We start from the raw sequence: 22,473 nt of genomic DNA, 5'->3' as shown, positions 1-22,473 counted from the left end.
CACTATTATTTCCAGAAGGTTTTTGATACCTGATAAAATGAATGCCAACTATCTGATTTTTTTGCACGCTCACGTACCACATTATCCATATAGAATTGAATACGTTTAATATCATCAGCATTATCTTTTAAAACCACACCAATAAGTTGTTTAGCGATTTGTCCACCCGTTAACGTACCATCTCCTAAATAGTAGGCATCTAATGCCGAAGCATAGGCCACGTTAACTGCTTCAGCGGTTGACATAACAGCATCAGGTGTTTTGATTTTTGTACCTTGGCTAGTTTCGCCTTCCCGAAGTTCCTGAAAGGTTGTGACTAAAAGTTCAATCACATCGATCGGAATAGTGATCTGAGTAATCAAATCACCTAGCTCTTGTGTAAGCTGTTTTTGGATCAATTCAATTTCAAATTTTTGATCTGTAATTGGATTAACGGTTTCGAAATTAAAACGTCGTTTTAAAGCGGCTGACATTTCATGTACGCCACGATCTTGCAAGTTCGCCGTGCCAATTAAATTAAAGCCAGGCTTGGCACTGATCATACTATTAGATCCCATTTCAGGGATCATCATTTTCTTTTCTGACATTAAAGATACTAACATGTCTTGTACTTCTGGTTGGCAACGGGTTATTTCTTCAAAACGAACGATCTTTCCTTGCTTCATTCCTTGATAGATAGGTGATCCTATTAATGCGCGTTCAGTTGGTCCTTCAGCCAGTAATAATGCATAATTCCATGAATAACGAATATGATCTTCGCTTGTACCAGCCGTACCTTGAATAGTTAGATTTGAGTCACCACTTATCGCCGCCGCTAACAATTCTGATAACATCGATTTAGCTGTGCCGGGTTGCCCAACGAGCATTAAGCCTTGCTTACCAAGTAGAGAAACTATCGCCCTATCAACCAACGGATCATCACCAAAAAATTTACGGCTTACAGCTAAATTTTCATCACCTAATATAAACTGCCGTACCGATTTCGGCGATAATAACCAGCCTTCTGGCTTATTATTTTGGCTATCAATTTGGGTTAATCGATTTAATTCTTCACGATAACGTTCTTCAGCACTTAACCGAATTGCTTGTGTTACTTTTACCATAATGCTTTCTTCTCCCACTCAGGATCATAGCCACTTGATGCATTGGCTACTGCCGTATAATCCGCATAACCTTCAGCTAATAGCACCGGCGGTATTTCATTGATATCAATTGCTTTATCATTCCAACCATGTTGTTTACTAAAGTACAGACTATATAGCACGGCAGGAATATTATCTTCAGGAACATAACTACCACTAAATTGAATATTAATATATAATTCACTACCACTAAAATATTTATAATAACCATCAAAACTTCCAGCATCTCCGATATCATCACGTTTATACCCTAATTTAGTTAAAATACCGCGTAAGGTAAAGGTATCGGTTACCCAGCCTTTATAGTCATTAATGATCCCATCTTTCACCGCTGAGAGATCAGGTAAAGGATGATCAAATTGAGTAAACAGTGATTTAATTTTGTAATCTTTGAAGTGGGTTTGCCATTTTTCAACCATTTCTTGAGTCAATAGTGCGCCATGAGCCAGTATGATTTTACAGTCTTCGTTCAGCGTTAACTCATCATCTTCGAAATCAATCAAGCTGCCATCTTCGGTTGGTCGGAAACTTTGACAAATATTACCTTGCTGATCAATCACTAACCAAACAAGACGCTGAATTAAGCGGTTCATGATCGGATGACCTTGTAAATATTTTTGCCAATCCGCTATTGTCCAATAGCGCTGGATACACATAGCTTCATATAGGCGTGATATCTGTAAATCAAGAATTTGTTTAACTTCTTTTTTGCTATTACTAAACTGTTTTTTCGCTTCTTTCACTAATTCTTCATCTTCAGTTTTACGTCCTTCTGGTAAGGCTTTAATCACTTTACCTTCGGGATTTTTTAAGATCCATTTAAAATTGTGATCTAAAATAGCCGTGAATTCACGTTCACCGTAATCTAAATGAAGTATGCCTGATTCATCTAAACCAGCCGTCGAAATCGTTCGATCAGCCAGCTCATCAGGTGTCCAGTGATTGCGTTCAGCAATATTATTAACCAATAATTTCGCTTTTTCTTGTATAGAAGAGGTTCGATAACGACGCGCAATTGACAATAATAACTGTATGATGAGAGGGTCATCGCTGTTCGCTATCGATTCCAACATTGCCTCAATTTGCGCACGTCGTTTATAAAACACTTTCATGTAGTTATACAAAATCGGCACGACGGAAGAACCTTCAATGCCACTGGTTAAAGCGAGTAAACCTTTAAATTTAATAGCTGACCCAATTAATCGTGCAAGCTCTTCCTTCTTGATCATCTCGAAAGCATCTTCCAGTGTCATATTTGCATATTGTCCATAGTATTCGGGATAACGTTTAGCGTAGTTTAAATAATCTTGTTGACGCCGTAACGCACCTCGTTTGGCTTCTCTTTCTGCCTCTTGTATGGTCGGTGCTAGGGTATCTTTATGGATAAAAGACTGTAACACAAATAGTCCCAGGTGATGTTGGCTTTGTGGACTCAAAAGGCGAGTGTATATGAATAATAAGGGGTTAGCTGGCTCTTTTAATTTCACAGCTAACCATATCCACCATTTAATAATTTCTGGTTCTACCGTCTCCCCCGTTTTCCAAGTTAATGGCGGTAATTGTGTTTCATCGAACCACTCTAAGTCGGCAGGTTTTTTACCTTTTAATCCTTTACGAGCATCATCTAATAATTTTTTACTCGTTAAATGTTGGCTAATGTCTTCTCCTAAATCTTCAAGCACAACTAGAAAGACCGCTTGAACGGTTTCACGTTTTTCTTTTTTTAATGCCTCTTTAAGGGGTTTAATCGAGGAAGTTTGACCGAGCTTGGCAAGCCATTGTGCAGCATTAATTCGCACATCCTGTTTAGCGGATAAAAGTGCTTCTTCTGCTCGATAATGAATGTCTGGTAAAGAACCCAAAGCCTTTTGCGCTAAAACTCGCAATGATTTATTATCGCCAAAAGCAATTTCGAGTAAATAACTAACATATTTTGCTGGAATATTAGGGAAAAAACTTAAAATTTCAATTGCATTAGCTTTATCTAAACAAATACTATCATAGTCTTGATCAACGTGTGGGGGTAATAATCCCAAGCTCTCATCTATATACACTAAATTTTCTGCGAAAAATGGCCAAATATAATGCGAATCAACGTGCCAAGTAAGATTAAAATAAGAATTAGCCAAAAAAAGGTACGCTACAGAGCGACTTGCATCAGAACAATAACCTATTTTATTTAACACATCGACAATTTGTCGTAAATCACTCTGTAACAATAATGTATTTTCTTCAAATAGTGTAAATAAAGAATAAAGTGATGTTCCAGAAGAATAAAGTTTATGAATCCGTAGTAAGTGAAACAGGTTAAATTCAGGTAATGCTTGTAAGCGACCTTTTATTAAAATAAAGTCGAAATTCTCATCGATTTTCTTTTTTAGTAAACTTTGCGACAATTCTGTCTTACCATTGATATAATCAAAAATTGAATCGAGATTAGTTTCAGTGACTTTTTTTAGTTCGGCAAAATGAGATTGCTGATAGCGATAATTACTGTTATTTTTTTTATTCATTTCGATTTCATATAGCACGTTTTGCTCACATTTTGCCAACTGTTCAACAAAATTCTGCTTTATGATTTCTCGTGCACTAGCTGGCAATGCAACTTCAGTAATAGTTTGGTAAGGCGGAATAATTAATTCCAGCTCATGCAATTTAGCTTGTTGAGTACTTTCTAGCGCCGACAGTGCCTTTTCCAGTGCTTTAATTACCGTTTTATTGGTTTCTTTCTGTAGAGCATTGTCAAAAATTTCTCGATCAGCAGATAATCTGGCCAGTATGGTTACTGCCCTACTACGCTGCTTAGCAGTCCCTTGGGTTAAGATGGTTTGTAATTCGGTTAGTACTCTTTCTTGCGGAGAACTAACTAAAATTGTCGCTGCTACTTCATTAATTCGCTTTAATTCGCTGACTGATTGCTCAGCTAGCAAATCGATTGTCAATACAGATAGCTCTGGATGACAGGCGATATAGTTTAATTGTTCTATTTCCCCTGACAGCGAAAGACCTTGCTCCGGTAAAGATTTAAATATATCCAGATGTTTGTTTATATAAGGTAATAAATCTTGAAAATGATAAAAATGTTTAAAATCACTGAGGTAATATTCTTTGATGTTTTGACGATCAAAAATCGCAAATAGCAATTTTTGCCCCAAACCCGCTTCTTCTAATTCAAGCAGATCATGTAATTGACTAATTGACCAAGCTTTACGTTCAGTAGCTAAAATTGTCACCATATCCCCCCTAGGGAGGGTGGTAACCAATCCATCTAATAACAAATATAGAAACCATAATGGTAGCTTTGGTGTGATAACATTAATATGATTATCAGGTCTATCGGTAGCGGCTAAAACTTTACCAAAACGCGTAATTTGCTGCAATGAATAAACATTGGTCCAGTCCTTATAGAATCTTATTCTGGCTTTAACATTTTTCTTTAGATCTCTATCAAGATAATACCTATCAGAGCTACATGGATAGGCCAATAATTGATGTAAGGGTTGATTACTTGCTAATTGATATACACGGTTTAGTACCTCGATATCATCCCCTTTTAAAATAAAATTTGTAATTTGCTTTGATATATTTTTTTCTAATGAATCCAATGGTTCAAATATGTCTAATAATAATTGCCCTTCTTTAGAATTATTATTCAAAATTTTACTTTTTAACGTTTTAAACATCCCTTTCTCCAATCTTATTTTAATATTTCAAGTATTGATGATTGTAATTTTATCTTTGATGGCAATAATTTAAACTTGCACTATTTCATCTAAATCGTTTTTATTACCATTCTGAATCATTGCAACTCATTACACTAACATTGCCATATATTCAGCATAACCTTCTGCTCACGGTTCTGTGGGTATTGTTTGTCCTTATTAAAAATAAATTTACTAAAAATTATATTTTTTAGAAATATATATTGTTTACTCGATGAACTGAAATTTTATGATTTTGAAATCCTTTTTATTGATCTGTTTTTTTAAATTTCAGATCCTTCATAGGTTGCAAGTGGCGATAATCACAATTTATTACTAATCTATCATAAGATGGATTAATAAAATTAATGGTTGGACAACCCGATAAAGGTCGCTCAAATCCAAAAACGACTAGCGACTGATTTTCAAATAAATAACCGGACCATTGTTTGGTATAATAAATACCATTGTAGTTACCATTTAAAAACCATAAATCATTATTTTCGTCTACAACATGAATAAAATCAGCAATAATATTAGCCTTAGAATCTTCTATAATTAATCGCTGGCTATTTTGATAGTATTGTACTAAATAACGTAAACCATTTGCATTAGCTAAAAATGTAATTCGATCTAATAAGTATTTGATAGGTTTGGAGTAGTCAACTTCAAAGTCATTCGTTTTAGGAAATCGCTGATTATCAATTTTTTCCCATTTCAACAGTGTCAATTTTTGTTGCGCAAATGGATTTTGTTTACCGAAATAGACTAATGTGGTAGCAGGATCAAAGGCTTTTGGTGGTGTAATGGCAAATCCAAGCATATATTGGTAACCATAAAAAGGACCATTTTGCTGATAACTAAGTAAATCAATCACCGCTAATGCTTTAAGTTCGCTTATTTTAAACATAATTAACCGATTCAGCGCATAATCGTAGATAAAAACCTGATCATTTTCTGATAAGCCAAGATCCTTCATAAGATTAGCGCGATATGGTTTGGTGATAAGATATTGCCTTTTACTATATTGATATTGATGCGAGTCGGCTAAATTTTTTTCTGGTATGTATTGAATATTTTCATTATTACCGCCATAAGGAATGACATCCGACAAAGAAACAAAGAGAAAAGGATCAGTTTGAGCAAGATAATCAATCTTAGCCACTGAAAAAAGTTGCATATCACGTCTTATTGAATAGGTTGTTTTTTCAATCCCTGTTACATAACTATTAAAAGAAATCATCAAATAGATAAAAAAACACAAAATATTTCGGATGTAGTTATTCATTTTTACGCCTATTTATTCCTACGCTGGTTTCATTTATTTAGCGATAACATTTAGCAGCTCAGCTATTTTGCTGCCTTAACAATGTCAGTGATAATTTTGAAATAATTACACAGTTATCAATGATTGATAATCGCCATAACATTCCGCTAAAATAATAGGTGGCACATTTTCAATATGCATAATTTTATCAATAAGTCCAATACGTTGTTTAAAGTACAAATGGTAAAGCTTTACGGTTTCGTTGGCTGTGCTCATCTGACGATAATAATTACTTATTGTAATACATGCTTGTATCGCTAGTTTTGGAAAACTTTTACTATAACCTTCAATTCGATCCCAATCAGTAATCGGCTGATATCCACGGCTATGCAGCCGATTTTTTAATGTCATCACAGCGATATTCTGTCCAAAATAATCAGCGATTTTATTCTCAACCTGATGGCTAATATTCGGTTTTGGATGTGCGAACTGGTTGAATAAAGGTTTGATTTTGTAATCTTCAAAGTGGATCAACCAGCTTGATATCGCATGTTCTGGCAAATGGATGCCATGGGCTAACTGCAATTGATGATTGGTGTTTAGCGTAATTTCTTGATCATCAATATTGATGAACGCACCCTCTTCCGTTGGTCGAAAAGCATGAATAAGTTGCCCATTTTGATCCATTTCCAGCCAGACCAAACGTTGTATTAATCGATTCATTATCGGATGTTGATATAAATAATGATGCCAATCTGTATACGACCACTGTTCTGTTATGCACATCATTGAATATAGACGTTGTGTTTGATTGTCAATTACTAACTTTAAAGCCTTCTTACTATTAGTCAGCAATTTTTTACACGCTTTAACGTATTCCTCATTATCATTTTTGTTTGCCGCTGGTAAAGATTTTATAGTTTTACCATCAACATTTTTGACAATTAATTGTAACGTTTCATCTAGTAATGCTTTGAAAATACGATCTCCATAATTAAGTATTATCTCCCCATTGCTATTCAAATTAGCCGTTGGCACCATTCGTTCTGATAGTTCTTGAACTGAACAAGCCCGATTATCTGCAATTTGCCCCAACAAATTTGCCGCTTTTTTACGGACAATATTTGAACTATATCCGGCTGAAATCGACAATAATAGTTGAATAATTTCAGGATGATAAATGGTAGCTAAAGCTTCCAAAATAGCACATATCTCTGACCTTCTGCTAGTGTACTGTTTAAGATAAGGGCGTACAATTTGCACCGCTTGATAGGCATCTATATATTTAATAAGTGCTAAAACTCCTTTTGCTTCTATCACTGTACTTTGATATTCATCAGTCAAATCTGAAATTGTTTTAATATCTTGCTGTATAAACATTTGCAAAATAAATTGACCAATATTTTTTTGACTTTTAGCATCCAATAAACCTAAATAGAGATCAATTAATGCATTGCCCATTGGTTGCTTTAATTTAACCGCTGAAACGATCCACCAGTAAAGAATCTCTACTGCTACGCTGTCACCATTTTGCCAAAATAAATTAGGTAAAATGTTAGGATCTAACCACTCAATACTAATCGGTTTTTTGGCCAATAAACCTTTTTGTGCATCCTGCAATAAATATTCGTGTGATAGATAATAAGAAATATCTTGACCAAGCTGATTCAAAGCACTGAGAATTGTTGCCTGTACTAAGGCTTTTTTTTCAACCGCTAACACCTGATATAATCGTTCAACAGATGATGTTGCTCCTAACAATGCCAACCAATTGATAGCAATAATCCGTATTTCTTGTTTGCTAGCAATTAAGGCTTTTTCAACCTCAAGATGGATATTTTCAATTTTATTCAGAATTAGTTGAGCCTGCACACGTAAATTTTGATTTGTGCCTAATGCTAGCGCCAAAAGGTGAGAAATATATTTAGCTGGAACTTCAGGAAACAGGGAAACTATAGCGAGTGCATTGGCGACTTTGAAGCCTTTAGTATCATTGGTCAAACCCAATGCTTGATCAATAAATTGCAAATTTTCGGCAAAAAAAGGCCAAACCTTATTTTCTCTACCTACAATATAACGTTGAAGCATCGGCAAAGTAAAATAACTCAAAAAGGCATTCGCTATCCATGACACTACTTGATGATCACCCGTAATTTGACTAAGTATGGTTGCAACTTGTCTTAAATCAGCTTGACAAATAAGTAACTCATTTTCAAAGAGAGTAGCGAGGTGTTGGGTAATTAGCTCAGATCTTTCAAGATAATATGCCCGCAATAAGTGCCATAAATTGCATTCTGGTAAGTTTTGCAATGATTCTTGATACAAGGCAAGTAAGAGTAAATCATTATGATCAACGAAAATGCTTTGGTTTTTCCCTAAATCGATTTTCGGAATTATTGCCTGACCGTTTAGATAAGCAAATACTTGATCAAGATCACCGGGTTTAATCGCTTTTAATTTTTGATAACGCTGCTGTTGATGGGTATATTGACAGTGATACGTGCTATTAAGGGCAATTTCGTCTGCAACTTTTTGTTCTAAAATCGCTAATTGTTTATCCAAGTTTTGTTGCAAACACTGCCGAAAACTTAGTGGTAAACAACGATCTAAGATGGGTTGATTTTTTGGCAGAATAATATTACATAATTGTTCTTTTTGATTATTCAAACTATTTCCCTTTTTACAACATTATTACAATGTCTGTTTATAGTGATATTAGCAATCAAATTATCATATTTAAAATAATTGAACATTATCGCTATTTCATTAGCTGAAGTCGCTCACCTTGTCAGCGCTACATGTTTTGGATTCTAACCTAAAATTAATTCGATAATTTAATTCACCCTACAGGATTGATATCATTAGTCAATCCTCTTTTTTAGTTACTTATTAACCATAGGAAATTGTGTTTCCCATTCATTTTCACTATATAAAATTGCACTAACAAATACGCGATATCTGTTTTATTCAACTAGGCTTTATATAAGATTGGGCTTTTAATTGTTTTTTCATTCGATAAATGTATTACATTGTTCAATAATACCACTATCAAATCCTCGTTTAAACCACGTATAACGTTGCTGGGATGATCCATGGGTAAAACTATCTGGCACTATATAGCCATTACTTTGACGTTGTAAACGATCATCACCAATGGCTTCGGCCGTTTTTAACGCCTGTTCGATATCACCAACTTCTAAAATATTTTTTTTCTGCATGGCATTTCCCCACAAACCCGCATAACAATCCGCCTGCAATTCTAATTTAACTGATAATTGATTTTTGCTAAATCTAGAATTTTGTTGTTGATGTTGAATTTGGTTAAATGTACCTAATAAATTTTGTACATGATGACCAATTTCATGTGCGATGACATAGCCTTGAGCAAAATCACCACCACCACCCAACCTCCGTTTCATCTCTTGATAAAATGAGATATCAAGATAAACCGTTTTGTCTACACTGCAATAAAAGGGCCCCATATAGGTTTGACCAGTACCGCAAGAAGTGCGCGTAGAACCAGTATAGAGTACTAATTTAGGCGGAATATAGGTTTTCCCTAAACGTTGAAATGCTTGACGCCAATAATCTTCGGTACTGGCCAAAATAACCGAGGTGAATTTTGCCGCATCAGGATCTTCATCATAATATGGCGTGGCGGTTTGTTGCGAATTATTTTGCTCAATGAGATCGGAATTCAGCAAGCCGGTTAAATCGACACCATAATAACCGGCGACCAGCACAATGATAAATAATATCAATCTACCTTTACCACCCATTGGAATGTTTATTCCTGTACTACTCCCTGATTGTGAACGACGATCTTCAATATTGTCGCTCTCTCTCTGGTCACGCCATCGCATATCGACTACCTCATCAGTTGTAATGAATTAATTTTAATAGATAATCAAATTTGTTACCAGATTTACTTAATCACTAAGTAAAATAATGTTGATTTATTTCAATTTTATAACGAGTTAGATCGATTTTTATGCATTGATTATGTCGCTTAATTGATCCTCATTTAAAGGGTTTGGATCAGTAAATATTGTCATACTACAATACTAATAATCAACAACCAGATAATCTAAATTTCAATTTGTTATGCAGAGTATATTGATGACAAAATTCATAAATTTTATTCCGTCACCACAAGCTTAATGAATATAAATTTAGGATTAATTCCTAGTTAGAAACCATAACATATTGATTTTTATTTAACAGAAAAATAATATTGCTATTAATTAACATTAATACATTTTTTTAATTGCCTGATTTTAATCGTTATGGATATAATATGACGCCAAAGCATCAGTAACTATTATTAGCGCACTCCGCGCCAAAGTGACTGATGTGTATTGAGATTTTTCGCATGATTAATCACTCTTATAATAATAATTCAATAAACATTTCTTTTTTTCCATTCTTTGGAGTTCTCTCGTGACTACATATCCTTCAACGACAAAACGATCGTTATTAGATCGCTATTTTCATTTTCAGGAAAATAAAACTTCATTGAAAACCGAACTTATTGCCAGTTTTACCACTTTTATTACCATGGTTTACATTATTTTTGTGAATCCTAAAATACTTGGTGATGCAGCAATGGATTCGCAAGCGGTTTTTGTAACAACAGCTCTAATCACCGGCATCGCTTGTATGGCAATGGGGATTATCGCCAGATTACCTATCGCGCTAGCACCAGGCATGGGGATTAATGCCTATTTTGCTTATGTGCTGGTTGGTTCTATGGGACTAACTTGGCAAACTGCCATGACGCTGATCTTCATGGGTGCTACAGGATTATTTTTACTCTCGATATTTCGTCTACGTTATTGGATGATCGCCAATATTCCTTTTTCAATTCGTATAGGTGTGAGCAGTGGCTGTGGATTATTAATTACATTAATTGGTTTACATAATGCCCATATTATTATTGCCGATCCTGATACAATGGTGCGGTTAGGTGATCCAACCTCTGTTCCATTTATGTTAGGTTGTTTAAGCTTCCTTATTGTGGCTATTTTGGCCCAACGTGGTTGGAACTCTTCAATCTTAATTTCATTTGTACTGGTAACGTTAGTTGGTTGGGTAATTGATCCTGAAGTGGTTTATCATGGCATAATTAGCCTACCACCCGATATTTCCGGGGTTGTTGGTCAACTAGATTTTAATCATATTTTTGAAATTTCATTAGTCGGTATCATATTATCCGTAATGTTGATTAACTTGTTTGAATCTTCAGGTACATTTATAGCTGTAACAGATAAAGCAGGACTTGCTGACGAAAATGGCCGATACCCTAATCAACAACTTTCACTTTATATCGATAGTGCAAGCTCTGCTTTAGGTTCAGCAATGGGAACATCAGCTGTTACAGCTTATGTCGAAAGTGCTTCCGGCGTCGCTGTCGGTGGACGTACGGGTATGATGGCTTTGGGCGTTGGTATTTTGTTTTTATGTTCAGTTTTCTTATCTCCACTGGAAAAAATGGTCCCTCTTTATGCAACTACCGGAGCACTAATTTATATAGGCGTTTTAATGGCATCTGATTTAGCCCGAGTGAAATGGAATGATTTGACTGAAGCTGTACCTGCATTCGTTGCTATGATAATGATGCCATTTAGCTTTACCATTACCGAAGGTATTGCTACGGGATTTATTACTTTTGTGATTATGAAAGTTTGTTGCGGCAAATTTAAAGACTTAACCGTATGTTCAGTAATCATGGCTATACTATTTTTAGCTCGTTACATATTTATTTAAAGCCTGCTTATTTATCAATAACATAATCAAGTTAATTAAAAAGAATAACGCATACAAGATAAACAAGGAATATAATTATGACTTCAATGTATAAAGAAGCAATTTGTGAAATGATTGATGCAGGATTAGCCAAGCTGCCTGCTGATTTAATTATTACTAATGGTCTATTAGTCAATGTAAACTCTAGTGAGATTTACCCCGCTGATGTAGCAATTTATAAATCACGTATTGTCGCAACCGGAGATGTAGCAAGTTATATCGGTGAAAACACCAAAACAATTGACGCTAAAGGTAAATATATTGTTCCAGGACTAATTGATGGTCATTTACATATTGAATGCAGTAAATTATCGATGACTAGCTTTGCTAAAGCAGTATTACCACACGGCACTACCAGCATTATTTCTGGTTTAGATCAATATATTGTCACTGCTGGCTTAGATGGCATTAGAGAAATTTTACACGAGATTGACGGTACGCCATTAAAGGTATTCTGGGGTCTACCATTCTTAACGCCATACACATTACCACAAAGTCATGTCGGTTTTAATGTTACAGCCAAAACCCATGCCGAAGTACAAAAATGGCCGGAAGTATTCGGGATTTGGGAAACAGTCAGTGAATTTATTGAAAATCAACACAGCGATGTGATGAAAGCAATTGAATATGCTCGGTTACATCGTCTCCCTATTTACGGTTGTGCGCCAATGACCCGCGGAAATAAACTTAATGCTATTCTTTGTGCCGGTGTTCGATTAGATCACGAAAGTTATGATCATACCGAAATGATGGAAAAAATCCGTAAAGGAATGAATGTGTTAATTCGCGAATCATCAATTTCCCACTTTTTAGCTGAAAACATTAAGGTGATTACGCATCTCAACCCTAGATTAGCACGTCGCGTCAGTTTCTGTACCGATGATGTTATTGCTTCCGATATTGTGACCAATGGTCATATGGATAAATTAATTCGCATGGCAATTGCTAAAGGTGTCGATCCTTTAACTGCTATACAAATGGGATCCATCAATTCAGCTGAAGCTTATCGTATTGATCACTTAGTTGGTTCAGTTTCTCCTGGTCGTTTTGCTGATATTCTTTTAGTTTCTGATTTAGTTAAATTTGATATTGATACCGTTATTGCCAAAGGTCAGTTAGTTGTTGAAAATCAAGCAACAGTATTCAACTTTGTCCCACCAAAACGCAGTGCGGTGTTATTACAAAGTATGAAATTAAAACCTGTAACGGCCTCAGCACTTAAAGTAACTACTAATATTAAACAAACCAAGGTCAAGGCCTTATCGTTAGATGTTGATTTTAACATTCCGTTTGTTCGTCGTGCGCGTCAGGTGGAATTAAATGTGCAAGATGGCGTGGTGTTACCTGATATACAAAATGATGTACTCTATGTCACCGTTGTTGAACGCTTTGGTAAAACCGATGGTACTGCAAAAGTTGGTTTTTGCTCTGGCTGGAAACTAAAATCTGGTGCAATGGCAAGTTCTTGTGCCCCCGATGATAATAATGTTGTCTGTATTGGTACTAACTCTGAAGATATGGCATTAGCGATCAACCATTTAGCTGAACACGGTGGCGGCCAAGTGATTGTAAATCAAGGGAAAGTTATTGGTTTCTTACCATTACCAATTTGTGGCATTGTATCTGATCTCGATCCACATACAATGGCACAAGAAGAGGAAAAACTGTTATTACTTGCTCGTGAGTTAGGTTGTGACTTACCTGATCCATTATTTTATATGTGTTGTTTACAAATCACAGCAATTCCTGACTATGCCATTACAGATTTAGGTGTCATTGATTTTCATAAACAAGCGGTTATGGATCCGGTATTTAAGTGTGGCTGTAGCCACGGTAAATTACAAACGAAATGCCACGACTGATCGAGTATATGATTAAAAGTAGGCAAATCGTTCAATTAAATGAATAATGATTATCGCAAGCTACAGATGACTAATAAATGAGGTGTTTATGACAGATAAACAACAACTAAATGATTTAATTGACATGGCGGCTAACCGTCAAGTCGTTGATCTATTGATTACTAACTGTAAAGTGATTGATGTTTTTAATCAATTAATTGTAGACGGGCCACTTGCTATTGGTCATGGTAAAATTGTTGGTTATGGGTGTGACTATCAAGCCAAGCAAACAATAGATGCCCAAGGGGGTTATGTGATGCCGGGTTTAATTGATGGTCATGTCCATATCGAATCATCATCATTAATCCCCACACAATTTGCCCGTTGTATTTTACCTTTTGGCACCACTACGATAATTGCCGATCCCCATGAAATAGCAAATGTTTCTGGATTAGATGGTATACGCTATATGCTTGACGCTTCACGTAAAACACCGCTTAATGTACAAATTATGTTACCGTCTTGCGTGCCAGCTACTCCTTTTGAACAGGCGGGATGTGTGCTTGAAGCCGAAGATTTAGTGCAGTTAATCAATGAACCAGGCGTCAAAGGTTTAGGGGAAGTGATGGATTATCCCAGTGTAATTGATCATGAAGCAAAAATGATGAATAAACTTTGGATGGCTAAAGATCATGATCGCATCATTGATGGCCATAGTCCTGGGGTAACCGGTAAAGCACTTACTGCTTATGTTATGGCAGGCATTATGACCGATCATGAATGCAGCACCCAGAAAGAGATGTTAGAACGAATTCGGTTGGGTCAATATGTATTATTACGTGAAGGATCAACTTGTAAAGATTTACTTAACCTTATTCCAGCAATTACACCAGCAAATGCTCGTCGTTGTGTACTATGTACCGATGATCGTGAACCTGCCGATATCCTTACTACAGGACACATCAATAAAAGTTTACGCTTAGCGGTGAAACATGGACTTGATCCAGTATTAGCCATAACACTTGCCACCTTAAATGCAGCTGAATGTTACCGGCTAAAAGGTAAAGGTGCTATTGCGCCAAACTATGATGCCGATCTTCTGATTGTAAAAGATTTGCAATCCTTTGAACCGAAACATGTTTTTGTTGCTGGCCAAGAGATTGCTCGTGACGGTAAATTGTTGGTTCAATGGGATGATTATGTAGCGGATAATGTACTCAATACGGTTCGTTTGCCCACTTTAACCGAACAAAATTTTACATTGACTTTGACGAGTGAAAAAGTCAATGCGATTGGTGTTCAACCAGGTAGCGTACTAACATCACATTTACAACTTGATGTCAAAAAAGACGCTCATGACCATTTTGATTGTAAGCTCAATCCGGGATTGAATAAGTTAGCAGTGATTGAACGACATCATGCTACGGGTAATATGGGACTAGGAATTTTAGCAAATTACGGATTAAAAAATGGTGCTATTGCTGTCACAGTTGCCCATGATTCACATAATCTAGTCGTAGTGGGAGATAATGATGCTGATATGCTTGTTGCCGTAAAAGATGTTGAAGCGATGGGGGGCGGTTTCTCATTATGCCAAGACGGTAAAATTCTGGCGCATTTACCGTTACCTATTGCTGGTCTGATGTCTGATCAGCCGGCGCAACAGGTTGCTGATCAACTGCATCATATGATTGAGGTTGCTAAACATTCCTTTGGTATCAATCCTAAAGCCCATCCATTAATGACATTGGTGTTTATGACGTTACCCGTCATACCAGAATTAAAGCTCACCTCAAATGGACTATTTGATGTTAAAACTTATCAACCGATTGATTTATGCATATAATCAATCACCATGATTAAGTATGATAAATAATACTAAAGCAAGGTTATTGATTAATGTAAATTAAGAATAATAAACTGCCTATTAATCACTTAATCTCATAATTGTTATTATTTTATCTAATATTAAATTGCCGAATCGCTAGCGATTCGGCAATTTAATATTCATTCAAAGAATTGATATATACCTGTTTTAATTATAATCACAATCACTATAAAGAAAAGTAAAAAACCAACATTTGAAAAGCAAAAATTGAGTAGTATTTCATGTATTATCGGCACCGTTATCCAATAATTAATACAATAAACGAGCACTGACGAAGTAATTAATACTAAAATGAAAAATAAAAATAAAAAATTATCGTACCAACATAAACTGATGAAAAGAAAAACTATGGAGATGATATTAGCAATGATACATAACCCTGAAAAAATATTACTATCATAATAATTTATTAACGGCATCAATGAAAAAGTTATACTTGGTAATTGCGATATCAGCAATAATAGCCCGTCTTTTCTAGTTAATTTCCGCATTACAATTATCCTTTTTATTGTTATACGTTTTTCTACATTAATAATGTTTATCTATGACAATATTAAGATTTAATTTTGTTTATTGTAAAATATACTAATGCTATCCATAGTAAAACTGTTAACAGAATAACACTACCTAACTTTTTATAAAAAACACTTTATTATCATGAACAACATTGCTTAACTTAACAGATAATCCAAAACCAAATTCAGCACAGTCATTACCGCTAACAACAAAAAATATGAAGATAAATAAAAAATTTGCCAGACAATATCAGACGATAAAGATAATATAAATACAACTACTAAAACTATATTATGTATGATAAACAAAGAAAAAATAGCTATATTATATTATTAGCGATAATGAAAACTCTATATTTTTAAGAAACCATCATTACTACTTTATCGTTAACTTGCTTATGTTCAATATCAATTATTTGAATAAAATTGCAATACATTAATTATGCTCATTTAATCTTTGATTATTTATTAAAGCAGACAGAGCTGAATAAGTATGAGTTATTAAGTTATTCTTTCTAATCGATGTTTTTTAGTATAGATAATTTTAGATTCAACGATAAGTTATACAATAACATTTAGATTAAATAACATATGAAACCCTTATACCTATCTGGTAAAGGGTTAATCGATTTATTGCTGAAGGGTATTGCCAATTTTAAGAGTATAAGCAATGTTCATCGCTGTACTATATAAGTTAGCACGGGCCGTTTGAGGATCTAATGCTTCAGATAAAGAAGAAATATTAGTTAGAATACTAAACATAGCTGTTACACCATACGGATAAACCGCTTCAGCTTTATCACCTAAACTTCCTACAATCGCAATGACTGGTTTTTGATATTGTTTTGCAATATGTGCCACTCCGACGGGCACTTTACCATTAACACTTTGATAATCCAATCGTCCCTCACCAGTGATAACAATATCAGCCTCACGCACTAAAGTATCTAAATTAAGTAATTCGGTTATAATTTTTATACCTGGTCTTAATTTAGCATTCATAAATGCTAATAATGCAGCGCCCATCCCTCCTGCTGCACCGGTTCCAGGCGTATATTCAATGTCCATATTAAAATACTGTTTGATAAGGTTAGCAAAATGTTTTAGATTAGCATCTAATAATTTTACATCGTCTGGTGTTGCACCTTTTTGTGGTCCAAAAATGGCTGATGCACCATTCGTGCCTGTAAGTGGGTTTGTTACGTCACAAGCTACTTCAAATTCACATTGCTGAATTCGAGAATCCATTTGGCTAATATCAATTTTAGCCAATTCACCTAGAGAACGCCCACCATAACCAATCTGGTTGCCAGCTTTGTCTAATAGTTTCACACCCAGCGCCTGTAACATTCCAGCACCACCATCATTGGTAGCACTGCCACCAATGCCAATAATAAATTTTTTACAACCTCGATCAAGCGCATCTTTGATTAATTCGCCGGTACCGTATGAGGTGGTAATTTTGGCATCTCTTTTATCTAAGGGAACACGTTCCAGCCCACTGGCGGCTGCCATTTCGATTACAGCTGTTTGACCATCCCCAGATATACCATAGAAAGCCTGTCCTCTCTCCCCTAATGGATCAGTAATAGAAACTGTAACTTTATGCCCATTTAATGCATCGACCATCGCATTAACAGTACCTTCCCCACCATCGGCTACCGGTAACAAAGCATATTCTGAATCAGGGTAAACTTGTGAAAATCCTGCTTTTATCATTTCAGCAACTTCAATAGCACTTAGACTTTCTTTAAAAGAATCAGGAGCAATGACAATTTTCATACATATCCTTACAGAACGAATTAAATTATTGAGTATGTTGCCATACTCAATATGCATATTAATTATTTTATTTCTATTTTTGCTAATGTTTCATAGTAGCGAGCTAAGGCACTATGATCACAACCACCCATACCATCTGTTTTTAGTGCCTGCATCATTTCCATTACTATTGCCGTCAATGGTAATGAGGTTCCAACACCGTGGGATGTATCTAAGGCATTTTGTAAATCTTTAATATGTAAATCGATTTTGAAGCCTGGTTTAAAATTGCGATTCAATACCATTGGAGCTTTAGCATCTAAAACAGTACTACCTGCAAGTCCACCGCGGATTGCCTGATAAACTAATTCTGGATTGACCCCAGCTTTGGTTGCCAGAACAAGCGCTTCAGACATTGCTGCTATGTTAAGAGCTACAATCACTTGATTCGCCAATTTTGTGACATTACCCGCCCCAATATCACCGGTATAGACAACAGAACCAGCCATAGCTTTCATTAAATCGTAATGTTTATCAAATATGGCTTTGTCACCACCTACCATTACAGATAAGGTGCCATCAATTGCTTTTGGCTCACCACCGCTAACCGGTGCATCTAACATATATAGCCCTTTTTTAACCACTTCATCATGAATTTCACGACTAGCTAACGGGGCGATAGAGCTCATATCAATAATGGTTGTGCCCAATTTTGCGCCTTCAACGACACCATTTTCACCCAACACCACTTCTTTTACATGCGGAGAATTTGGTAGCATTGTTATAATCACATCACAAAGTTTAGCAACTTCTTTTGCATTAGCTGCACTTTGTGCACCTGCTGCGACAACTTCATCCACTGCCATTTGGTTTTTATCACAAACGACTAGTGAGTAGCCAGATTTTAGCAGGTTTTTGCTCATCGGTTTACCCATAATACCTAAACCAATAAAACCAATTTTCATTTTACTCTCCTTTTTTATGATTAAAATACTCTTAGTTATTTTAAATATTTATCTGCTAATGCTTGAGTTGCATATCTTAACAAGCCCAAATCATTACCAACTGCAACAAATGTTGCTCCCATTGCCATATATTGACGCGCATCAGCTTCAACCGGAGCCAAAATACCGCACGCTTTGCCCTGCTGGTTAGCAACAGCAAAAATATGTCTTATGGCGGCTTGAACATCAGGATGTTTTGGATTGCCAAAATGACCTAATGATGCCGATAGATCACTTGGACCAACAAAAATACCATCGACACCGTCAACAGCAGTGATTGCTTCAACATTATCTACCGCTTGCTGTGTTTCAATTTGTACCATGACACAGATATTATGATTAATATTTTCAAAGTAATCGCTGATTGCACCAAATGCATTACTACGATGTGCAACCGAAACACCTCTAACACCCATTGGTGGATATCGAGTGAAAGATACTGCCTGCTTTGCTTGTTCAACAGTTTCAACATAAGGGATCAAAAAGTTATAAAAACCTATATCTAATAATCGTTTGATTTGTACTTGATCATTCCATGATGGACGGACGACTGGCGCACTGACACTGTCTTTTAATGCCATCAATTGCGGCACAAATGACATTACATCATTAATTGCATGTTCACCGTCGAGTAATAACCAATCGAAACCGGCTAAACCAAGTATTTCCGTTGAGATTGGATTACCTAATGCCGCCCAACAACCGATAAGTGTTTTTCGTGCCAACATATCTTGCTTAAATTGATTATGACATGTTACTTTCTTCATAATTTACCTTTATAATGTGTATTCATACAGTTTCGAACTTCATTTTAGACTATCTCACTAAACACGGTTTCTTGTTGTCAAATTTCCAGTTAGGAATTAAGTATTGCATAGCCATGGCATCATTACGATTACCCAGTCCCATACTTTTAAAAAGTTCATGAGCTTTCATAACTTGCTCCATATCAATTTCAATACCTAAACCTGGTTTTTCAGGTACTTTAATTTTGCCATTAACAATTTGTAATGGTTCTTTGGTTAATCTTTGATTACCTTCTTGCCAAATCCAATGGGTATCAAGAGCAGTTGGGTTACCCGGCGCAGCAGCACCAACTTGGGTAAACATGGCTAAAGAGATATCAAAATGATTATTGGAATGTGAGCCCCAAGTTAATCCAAATTCATGACACAACTGCGCAACTCTTACAGAACCATTCATCGTCCAGAAATGAGGATCTGCTAATGGGATATCAACGGATTGCAATGATAAAGTATGTGCCATTTGACGCCAATCTGTCGCGATCATATTGGTTGCGGTAGGTAAGCCGGTGGCTCTCCGGAATTCAGCCATAATTTCTCGGCCAGAATAGCCTTGTTCTGCACCACACGGATCTTCCGCATAAGTCAAAGTGTGTTTTAAGTATTTACCTATACGAATAGCTTCATCTAATAACCAACCGCCATTTGGATCAAGGGTCACACGCGCATCAGGGAATTTTTTCTTTATAGCAATCACCGCTTCAGCTTCTTGTTCAGCAGTTAAAACACCACCTTTTAATTTAAAATCTCTAAATCCATATTTTTCATAGGTTGCTTCAGCTAATCGAGCGATTTTTTCCGGTGTTAGTGCTTCTTCGTGACGTAATCGATACCAATCACATTGTTCATTAGGTTGACTTTGATAAGGTAAATCGGTTTTATTGCGGTCCCCTACATAAAATAGATAACCAAGCATTTCTACCTCATCACGCTGTTGACCATCACCCAATAATGATGCAACAGTAACACCAAGATGTTTACCTAATAAATCCAGCATTGCCGCTTCAATAGCTGTCACTACATGAATAGTGGATCGTTGGTCAAATGTTTGATTACCGCGTCCCCCCACATCTCGATCAGCAAATTGGTTACGGACTTGATTCATAACCTTTTTGTATTGTGCAATGGATTGACCAATAACTAATGGTTTTGCATCTTGCAGTGTTTGCGTGACAGAACCTACACAAGGTACTTCACCTACGCCGGTATTTCCTGAATTATCTTTAAGAATAACGATATTACGTGTAAAGTAAGGGGCATGGGCACCACTTAAATTTAATAGCATGCTATCATAACCAGCAACAGGATAGACATGCATTTCTGTGACAATAGGTGTTGTAGAACTCATAATACTTCCCTCTTAATTTTATTTTTTTAATCTGTGTTAACGAATCATACAAGGTCGTTTACGATCAAACTGCCAACCGGGAATCAAATATTGCATTGCTATACCATCATTTCGCGCACTATTAGGTAATTTTTTATAGAGTTCGTGTGCTTTTTTTACTTGTTGTATATCTAATTCAATTCCCAAACCTGGTTTATCAGGTAATTTGATTTTGCCATTAACGATTTTTAATGGTTCTTTAGTTAAACGTTCCTTGCCTTCTTGCCAAATCCAGTGTGTATCTAATGCGGTTGGATTACCTGGTGCTGATGCGCCAACATGGCTAAACATAGCTAACGAAATATCAAAATGATTGTTTGAATGGCAGCCCCAGGTTAATCCCCATTCATCACAAAGTTGAGCAACACGACTAGCGCCAGTTAATGTCCAAAAATGAGGATCTGCTAGTGGGATATCAACTGCTTGTAACATAATTGAATGACACATTTCGCGCCAATTAGTGGCGACCATATTGGTTGCCGTTGGTAATCCTGTAGCTCTACGAAATTCAGCCATAACTTCACGTCCTGAATAGCCTTGTTCAGCCCCACAGGGATCTTCTGCATACGTTAATACGTGATTGAGTCCCTTACATAATTTAATGGCATCATCTAGTAACCAACCACCATTTGGATCTAACGTAATTCTGGCATCAGGGAAACGTTTTTTAAGCTCAATAACCGTTTTAATTTCCTGCTCCCCTGCTAATACGCCCCCTTTCATTTTGAAATCTTTAAATCCATAACGATCTTTGGCTACTTCAGCTAACTCTACTACTGATTCCACTGTCATGGCTTGACGGCGTCGAATGTTATACCATTCATGTCCTTGTTGTTGCGGTTGATCATAATTAAGATCGGTTTTTTTATCATCGCCGATATAAAAAAGATAGCCTAATACAGTCACTTCATCACGTTGTTTACCCGCTCCAAGCAATTCGGCGACTGGAACATTTAAAAATTGTCCCATCAAATCTAATAATGCAGATTCCAAGGCCGCAACCGCATTGACGCGTAATTCAAAAGTCCATGCACCTTTACCGAAGGTGTCATAATCTGCATCTAGGTAACCTTGATGCATATCATTAACAATACGGTTAAGTATTGAAATAGGTCTACCTTCAACATGTGGTATCGCTTCTTTTAACGCATTTTCAATGGTTGCCCCGCCAGGCGCTTCCCCAACACCAATATGACCCGCATTATCGGTTAAAATAACAATATTTCGTGTAAAGTAAGGACCATGGGCACCGCCAATATTCATTAGCATACTGTCATGACCAGCAACCGGAATTACTTGCATCGACTTAATTATCGGAACTGACTGTGTATTCATAAGACGGTACTCCTATATATTAAA

The 22,473-nt window shown here is 36.1% G+C and carries 13 protein-coding genes; 3 read left to right on the top strand and 10 right to left on the bottom strand.

What is annotated here, in order from left to right; all coding sequences use genetic code 11:
* Nucleotides 1-5 precede the first annotated feature (5 nt).
* The 5 genes from FcAc13_RS04810 to ypfJ form a co-directional block, all read right to left on the bottom strand.
* Nucleotides 6-1,103, bottom strand: coding sequence for an ATP-binding protein (locus FcAc13_RS04810; protein WP_187755066.1), 1,098 nt, complete (start codon nucleotides 1,101-1,103; stop codon nucleotides 6-8).
* Nucleotides 1,097-4,825: a DUF4132 domain-containing protein gene (locus tag FcAc13_RS04805; protein ID WP_187755065.1), complete on the bottom strand. Its 3,729-nt coding sequence runs from the start codon at nucleotides 4,823-4,825 to the stop codon at nucleotides 1,097-1,099. Before FcAc13_RS04805 ends, FcAc13_RS04810 begins: the two co-directional genes overlap by 7 nt.
* Nucleotides 4,826-5,111: 286 nt before the next feature.
* Nucleotides 5,112-6,131, bottom strand: a complete 1,020-nt coding sequence (locus FcAc13_RS04800) for a hypothetical protein (protein WP_187755064.1) — start codon at nucleotides 6,129-6,131, stop codon at nucleotides 5,112-5,114.
* 105 nt (nucleotides 6,132-6,236) lie between these two features.
* A complete protein-coding gene (locus FcAc13_RS04795) occupies nucleotides 6,237-8,777 on the bottom strand; it encodes a DUF4132 domain-containing protein (RefSeq protein ID WP_187755063.1) in 2,541 nt (846 codons plus the stop codon).
* 341 nt (nucleotides 8,778-9,118) lie between these two features.
* On the bottom strand, nucleotides 9,119-9,973 hold the full coding sequence (gene ypfJ / locus FcAc13_RS04790) for a KPN_02809 family neutral zinc metallopeptidase (RefSeq protein ID WP_187755062.1): 855 nt from the start codon (nucleotides 9,971-9,973) through the stop codon (nucleotides 9,119-9,121).
* Between the two features lie 577 nt (nucleotides 9,974-10,550).
* Between ypfJ and FcAc13_RS04785 the strand changes: the two genes are divergently transcribed.
* The 3 genes from FcAc13_RS04785 (at nucleotide 10,551) to ade (ending at nucleotide 15,602) form a co-directional block, all read left to right on the top strand.
* Nucleotides 10,551-11,876 (top strand): solute carrier family 23 protein, encoded by a 1,326-nt coding sequence (locus FcAc13_RS04785; protein WP_187755061.1) that lies wholly within the window; start codon nucleotides 10,551-10,553, stop codon nucleotides 11,874-11,876.
* 86 nt (nucleotides 11,877-11,962) lie between these two features.
* The gene (locus tag FcAc13_RS04780) at nucleotides 11,963-13,777 is read left to right on the top strand and encodes an adenine deaminase C-terminal domain-containing protein (RefSeq protein WP_187755099.1); all 1,815 of its coding nucleotides are present in this window, start codon (nucleotides 11,963-11,965) and stop codon (nucleotides 13,775-13,777) included.
* A gap of 88 nt (nucleotides 13,778-13,865) precedes the next feature.
* A complete protein-coding gene (gene ade, locus FcAc13_RS04775; protein ID WP_187755060.1) occupies nucleotides 13,866-15,602 on the top strand; it encodes an adenine deaminase in 1,737 nt (578 codons plus the stop codon).
* Between the two features lie 1,187 nt (nucleotides 15,603-16,789).
* Here the strand turns inward: ade and FcAc13_RS04770 are convergent.
* The 5 genes from FcAc13_RS04770 to FcAc13_RS04750 all read right to left on the bottom strand — a co-directional run bounded on the left by FcAc13_RS04770 (nucleotide 16,790) and on the right by FcAc13_RS04750 (nucleotide 22,449).
* A complete protein-coding gene (locus FcAc13_RS04770; protein WP_187755059.1) occupies nucleotides 16,790-17,941 on the bottom strand; it encodes a glycerate kinase in 1,152 nt (383 codons plus the stop codon).
* Between the two features lie 62 nt (nucleotides 17,942-18,003).
* Complete coding sequence (gene garR, locus FcAc13_RS04765) at nucleotides 18,004-18,885, bottom strand: 2-hydroxy-3-oxopropionate reductase (protein WP_187755058.1); 882 nt, start codon at nucleotides 18,883-18,885, stop codon at nucleotides 18,004-18,006.
* A 35-nt stretch (nucleotides 18,886-18,920) separates the two neighbouring features.
* Nucleotides 18,921-19,691: a 2-dehydro-3-deoxyglucarate aldolase gene (garL, locus tag FcAc13_RS04760; protein ID WP_187755057.1), complete on the bottom strand. Its 771-nt coding sequence runs from the start codon at nucleotides 19,689-19,691 to the stop codon at nucleotides 18,921-18,923.
* A gap of 49 nt (nucleotides 19,692-19,740) precedes the next feature.
* On the bottom strand, nucleotides 19,741-21,075 hold the full coding sequence (gene gudD, locus FcAc13_RS04755) for a glucarate dehydratase (protein ID WP_187755056.1): 1,335 nt from the start codon (nucleotides 21,073-21,075) through the stop codon (nucleotides 19,741-19,743).
* A 36-nt stretch (nucleotides 21,076-21,111) separates the two neighbouring features.
* Nucleotides 21,112-22,449 carry an enolase C-terminal domain-like protein gene (locus FcAc13_RS04750; protein WP_187755055.1) on the bottom strand — a complete coding sequence of 446 codons (1,338 nt, stop codon included), beginning with the start codon at nucleotides 22,447-22,449 and terminating at the stop codon, nucleotides 21,112-21,114.
* Nucleotides 22,450-22,473: the final 24 nt, after the last annotated feature.

Source organism: Frischella japonica, assembly GCF_014489845.1.
GTDB classification, from domain to species: domain Bacteria; phylum Pseudomonadota; class Gammaproteobacteria; order Enterobacterales; family Orbaceae; genus Frischella; species Frischella japonica.
Note: the sequence above shows the minus strand (reverse complement) of the source record. Positions and strands in the feature narration are given on the sequence as shown.

Bases quoted from the DNA above. Each gene is read 5' to 3' on its own strand.
- FcAc13_RS04810 (WP_187755066.1), bottom strand. From the start codon at position 1,103: ATGGTAAAAGTAACACAAGCAATTCGGTTAAGTGCTGAAGAACGTTAT.
- FcAc13_RS04805 (WP_187755065.1), bottom strand. From the start codon at position 4,825: ATGTTTAAAACGTTAAAAAGTAAAATTTTGAATAATAATTCTAAAGAA.
- FcAc13_RS04800 (WP_187755064.1), bottom strand. From the start codon at position 6,131: ATGAATAACTACATCCGAAATATTTTGTGTTTTTTTATCTATTTGATG.
- ypfJ (WP_187755062.1), bottom strand. From the start codon at position 9,973: ATGCGATGGCGTGACCAGAGAGAGAGCGACAATATTGAAGATCGTCGT.
- FcAc13_RS04780 (WP_187755099.1), top strand. From the start codon at position 11,963: ATGTATAAAGAAGCAATTTGTGAAATGATTGATGCAGGATTAGCCAAG.
- ade (WP_187755060.1), top strand. From the start codon at position 13,866: ATGACAGATAAACAACAACTAAATGATTTAATTGACATGGCGGCTAAC.
- FcAc13_RS04770 (WP_187755059.1), bottom strand. From the start codon at position 17,941: ATGAAAATTGTCATTGCTCCTGATTCTTTTAAAGAAAGTCTAAGTGCT.
- garR (WP_187755058.1), bottom strand. From the start codon at position 18,885: ATGAAAATTGGTTTTATTGGTTTAGGTATTATGGGTAAACCGATGAGC.
- garL (WP_187755057.1), bottom strand. From the start codon at position 19,691: ATGAAGAAAGTAACATGTCATAATCAATTTAAGCAAGATATGTTGGCA.
- gudD (WP_187755056.1), bottom strand. From the start codon at position 21,075: ATGAGTTCTACAACACCTATTGTCACAGAAATGCATGTCTATCCTGTT.
- FcAc13_RS04750 (WP_187755055.1), bottom strand. From the start codon at position 22,449: ATGAATACACAGTCAGTTCCGATAATTAAGTCGATGCAAGTAATTCCG.